Origin of the sequence: Syntrophorhabdus sp., from assembly GCA_012719415.1 — a bacterium.
Classification (GTDB): Bacteria; Desulfobacterota; Syntrophorhabdia; order Syntrophorhabdales; family Syntrophorhabdaceae; genus Delta-02.
In genome coordinates, this window is sequence record JAAYAK010000296.1 from 1 (window position 1) to 5080 (window position 5080).

5 protein-coding genes are annotated in these 5080 nt (G+C 57.6%); all 5 read right to left on the reverse strand.

All coding sequences use genetic code 11. The annotated features are described in order from the left end of the window. Window positions 1–260 (reverse strand): ATP-binding cassette domain-containing protein (locus GXX82_16850; protein NLT24714.1); only part of this gene is annotated, 260 nt, incomplete at its 3' end. After that, complete coding sequence (locus GXX82_16855) at window positions 257–1210, reverse strand: branched-chain amino acid ABC transporter permease (protein NLT24715.1); 954 nt, start codon at window positions 1208–1210, stop codon at window positions 257–259. The genes GXX82_16855 and GXX82_16850, both read right to left, overlap by 4 nt. 9 nt (window positions 1211–1219) lie before the next feature. Then, window positions 1220–2086: a branched-chain amino acid ABC transporter permease gene (locus tag GXX82_16860; protein NLT24716.1), complete on the reverse strand. Its 867-nt coding sequence runs from the start codon at window positions 2084–2086 to the stop codon at window positions 1220–1222. A 40-nt stretch (window positions 2087–2126) separates the two neighbouring features. Next, entirely contained in the window at window positions 2127–3272 is a 1146-nt protein-coding gene (locus tag GXX82_16865; protein NLT24717.1) for an ABC transporter substrate-binding protein, read from the reverse strand. A gap of 202 nt (window positions 3273–3474) precedes the next feature. Then, window positions 3475–4986 (reverse strand): sigma 54-interacting transcriptional regulator, encoded by a 1512-nt coding sequence (locus GXX82_16870; protein ID NLT24718.1) that lies wholly within the window; start codon window positions 4984–4986, stop codon window positions 3475–3477. Window positions 4987–5080: the final 94 nt, after the last annotated feature.

Consider the following 5080-nt stretch of genomic DNA (forward strand, 5'->3'; position numbering starts at 1 on the left):
CGGGACATGCCCAGCGAGGCGATCTGGTCGGTCCTCAATCCGACGACATCACGGCCCTCAAAAAGGACGGAGCCGTGCGTCGGGGGGTTCAGCCCGCTGACGGCATTGAGGAGGGTTGTCTTGCCGGCGCCGTTGGGGCCGATGAGTGCCTTGATATCGCCCGATCGGACGTTGAAGCTCACGTCGTCGAGGGCCCTGACCCCCTCGAAAGTCTTGGTCACGCTGCTGATAGTCAGTATGTGTCCGTTCTTATCCATCATTTGTCCATCTGTGGAACGATCTTGTTCTTGAGGGCCGTGAATATTCCAAAGAGGCCCTTGGGGAAGAACACGAGCACCACGATAAGGATGATCCCGTTGATGAGGAGCTCGTAATCCTGGAATTGATAGGTGATCTCCGGCAGCAGCTTGAGGAAGAGGGCCCCCAGGGCGGGACCGAATATCGTCCCGATGCCGCCGAGAAAGAGCATGACAAGCAGGTTTATCGAGGTCAGTATGCCGAAGTCGTCAGGGGCGATAAAGCCCATGTAGTGCGCGAAGAGGGACCCTGCTATCGAAGCGTAGACGGCGGCGAGCATGTAGGCGCGGGTTTTGTACTTCGCGCAGTCCACACCGAAAGACCGCGCGGCCTGCTCATCGGAATGGATGGCAATGAGGGCCCGCCCGAAGGGGGACCGGACCACGGCGATGCTGCTGGCGATGACGAGGACCACGACGGTCCAGACAAAGTAGTAATAATGAAGATGGTTGAGGAGCGAGAAGCCGAAGATGGTGAAGGGAGGTATGTCGCGAAGGCCCGATGCGCCGCCGGTCAACCCTTCAAAACCGATGATGAGAGTGACCACGATCTCGTTGAAGGCTAGGGTGGCCATCGCGAGATAGTATTCTTTCAGCGCGAGCACCGGGCGACCCGTGAGGAACGCGAGCGTCGCGCTGAAGACAACGCCGACGCCCATCGCGGCCGCGGGTGAAAAACCGTATTTCGCCGTGAGGATCCCCGAGGTGTAGGCGCCTACGGCGAAGAAGGCCGCGTGGCCCACCGATATCTGTCCCGTGTAGCCCATGAGCAGGTCAAGACCGACGGCGAGGATGATGTAGATCCCCGCGAAGATGAGGAGCCCGCTCCTGTAAGGCGACGGTTTTCCGATGACGGGATAGACGGCTATCGCAGCCAGCAGTATCAGCCACCAGTAACGTTTCAACGCGTTCATCGCACCTTCCTAGGACCTGCTGAAGAGGCCGTTGGGTCTGAACACCAGCACCGCCATGAGCAGGGCGAAGACAATGGTGTCGGAGAACTTTGACGATATCAGGCCTATCGTGTATGACTCCACAAGGCCGAGGAGCAACCCCGCTATGACGGACCCGACGATGCTCCCGAGGCCCCCTATGGACATGGCAATGAAGCCCTTCACCATGGGCATGATCCCGCTTGTGTACTGGGTGAACAGCATGGGAGCGACGGCCATGCCCGCGAGCGCGCCGATGCCGGAACCCCAGGCCCAGGCGAACAGGGTGGTTCTCTGGGTGTTGATGCCCATCAGGCTCGCGCCGTAGGGGTTTTCCGCGCAGGCGCGCATGGCTATGCCCGCGGGGGTCTTTTCAAAGAAGAACCATATGAGGAGAAGAACCACCGCCGTTATTCCGACGATCCAGAGTATCTGCAGTTGCAGCGCGGCGCCGAGCACCTGGATGGGTTCTCCCCGGGAAAAAGGGGGGAGGACATGTGATTCCCTCCCCCATATGAGCAGCGCGAGACCCCTCAGCGCAAGGGATATGGCAATGGTCATGACGATGAGCGCGCCGACCGAGGTGTTCTTCATCGGCCGGATCAGGACCTGCTGGATGAGTGCTCCCAGGACCATTGCTATGATGATCGAGAGGAAGAAGGCGAGAGGGACCGGGACCCCCTTCGAAACAAGGGTGGTCATGGTAAGCGCTCCGAAGACGAAGAACTCTCCCTGCGCGAAGCAGATGAGCTGGGACACCTTGTAGACGATGACCAGGCTCACGGCGATCAGCGCGTAGACACTGCCCACGGTTATGCCGCTGAAGAGGAACTGGACGAGGTGGGATATGTCGCTCACGGGTCTCTCCTTATCGGTCCCTGCGGGTTCTCTCTTTCATTTACTTAGGCACTTCCCATTTCCCGGCCTTGACGGTAAGAAGGATCATGTCGTCCGGCCTGGTGCCGTGATGGTCCTTGGGAGTGAACGTGTAAACGCCCTGCATTGCGACGAAGTTCTTGATATTCTCGATGGCGTCGCGAAGCTTCACGGGATCGGTGCCACCTGAGGTGCGCAACCCCTCGGCGATGAGATCGATGGCGTCGGCCAGTTCCGCGGAGAAGTAGTTTGCCGGTTCCTTATACTTCGCGATATGTTTCTTGTTGAACTCAACGATGACCTTTTTGGTGGGGTCGCTAGCGGGCAGCGCCTCGGGCTTCATGACCTTTCCGGACGGGACGAGCATCTGCGTGCGCACGTTGGAGACGAGTTTCAGGAACCCCGGGTTCGCGTTTCCATGCGAGACGAGGAGGGGGACCTTGAAGCTGAGCTGGTCCATGTTCCTGCCTATGAGGGCTGCCGGTTCACCGGTGACGAAGGAAAATATGGCCTGCGGGTTCATGTTGCGTATCTTCGCCAGTTGAGCGGTGACATCGGCGGCCTTAACGTCGAACTTTTCCTCGCCCACGATGGTGACCCCATACTCGGCCGCATATTTCCGGGCGGCCGTTCCGCCGATCTCGCCGAGAGGGCCTATGGGCATGAGCAGCGCCAGCTTCTTGATGCCTTTCTTCTGGAACACCTTGTAAGCGGTGATGACGGCGAAGTCGGTCTTGTGGGATGTGTTGAAGAGATAGGGATCCTTGCTCGTGTCCACGGCGTAGCCGGAGTTAATGATGGTAGGTATCTTGTACCTGTTCGCCATGGATGCCACGGCACCGGAGAGCGGAACGGAGGCTGTCCCTGCCATGGCGACAACCTGGTCCTTGGATATGAGCCTCTGGGCCACTTTGGATGCCTGCTCGGGAGAAGAATTATCGTCGTAGGATATGAGGACCAGTTGGTGGCCGTTGACTCCGCCGGCCTGATTGATCATCTCGACCTTGAGCTCCGCGGCCTTCTTCTTGTATTCCCCGAGCCAGGACAGGTAGCCCGTCAGGGAAAAGATGCCGCCGATCTTGATGGGCTCTTTCGACCATGCGGGACCGGCAGCCACCAGGGCGACAAAGACCATGAGAACAAATAGGGAAAAAACCAGTTTTTTCATTCCGTACCCCCTTGAAGTATTGGTTTCCGGAATTAGGAGAATGCAAGTTGGATGCCAGCATGGAAAATCTCTTTATTTCAGTTTGATAGCGAATAAGGGATACACGGTGAACCGGTAAATGCCCGAAAACATGTCATATCTGACATGGCAACCCGGGGAACAGGTCTGTTTTGCCCAATGATCATGGGATTCCGGCGTGGTGTCAGGAATGACTGTCAGTTTTGAATTGCCTGAGGCGTCGTGCCAGGGTGGAGAGACTGATCCCGAGCTTATGGGCCGCTTCCTCATTGGACTTTGACTGATCGAGGGCGGTCCTGATCAGTTTTATCTCGAACTCCCTCACAGACTCTTCAAGGGGCCTCAACTCGCGCGTTTCAGCAAGATCGTTCCGGTCCGTGATGCTGAATCTTTTCGGAAGATGGTCAACCGTGACAAGCTCCTCGTTGGCGAGCACGACGAGCTGTTCCACGAGGTTCGCCAGTTCGCGGACGTTGCCGGGCCATCTGTAGGCGGTCAACAGTTCGACGACCTCCTGGGTCAGTTTCACCTTCAGACTGTACCTGTTGTTGAACTCATTGAGATAGTGTTTGATCAGAAAGGGTATCTCTTCCCGCCGCTCCCTGAGGGCCGGTATGTAGAAGGGCACGACGTTGAGCCGGTAATAGAGGTCTTCCCTGAAGTTGCCGGTTTTCACCATCTTTTCCACGTCCCTGTTTGTCGCCGCTATTATCCTCGCGTCCACCTTCTTGGGTTTTGTGCCCCCCACGCGCGTCACCTCCTGGTCCTGGATGACGGAAAGGAGCTTCACCTGCAGGCGCAGGGGCAGGTCCCCGATCTCGTCGAGAAAGATCGTGCCCTTATCGGCTATCTCGAAGTATCCCGCCTTTCCCTCTTTTCTGGCACCCGTGAAGGCGCCGGCTTCGTGGCCGAAGAGCTCCGATTCCAGGAGGTCGGGAGGTATGGCGCCGCAGTTGATCTTTACGAAGGTGCCCGTTTCCATCCGGGGAGAGGCCTCATGGATGAGCCGTGCGATGAGGTCCTTGCCCACGCCGGACTCACCGAGGATGAGAACCGTCGTGTCGATCCGTGCCACACGGTACGCTGTTTCGATGACCTGCTTCATTTGTTCGCTGTGTGCCACGAACGCTGAAGGCATCTTCTGCATGCGTCTTGCCTCGTGGAGTTCAAGGAGATACTTGGATACGAGTTTCTGGGACTGTTTGTATTTTTCCTTGAGGTGGTTGAGTTCGGTGATGTCCCGGAGGTTGCAATAGACCTTGGATATCCTGCCGTGCTTGTCGAAGACGGGTATGCCCGTGGAGAGCACCTGTCTCCCGGCGATCGTATTGATGAGGACCGTCTGGGCTTTACCCGTCTCCAGTACCTTGAGCGTCGCCCCGGTATCCGAGATGCCCTCCTTGACGAGCTCACCGATCTTGCGACCGATGATCTCGGCACTCTTGATGCCCATGACCCTCTCGAATGCCGGATTGAGAAGGAGGAGCCGGCTCTCGCCGTCGGCTATGGCCATGGCGTCGTAGGAATTCTCGATCATCGCGAGGAGATCGTTGTTGCGTTCCTCGAGTTCGCGGATCCTCTGTTCAAGCTTGTCCGTTTTCTTCATCTTTTCCGCAACCCCGGTGTCGGCGGTAGAACCCGTGCCGGCACCGCGTTTTTGGTCTGCAAATTTCGTACCCAGGATTTTCTTCGTCATGGTACTCCACGTCCCGGCATGCCGCGGGTATCCTCGTGATCTCTCTCGACGGATGAGGCCCCGCATACCCGTACGCTGAGATTCTACCATTGAG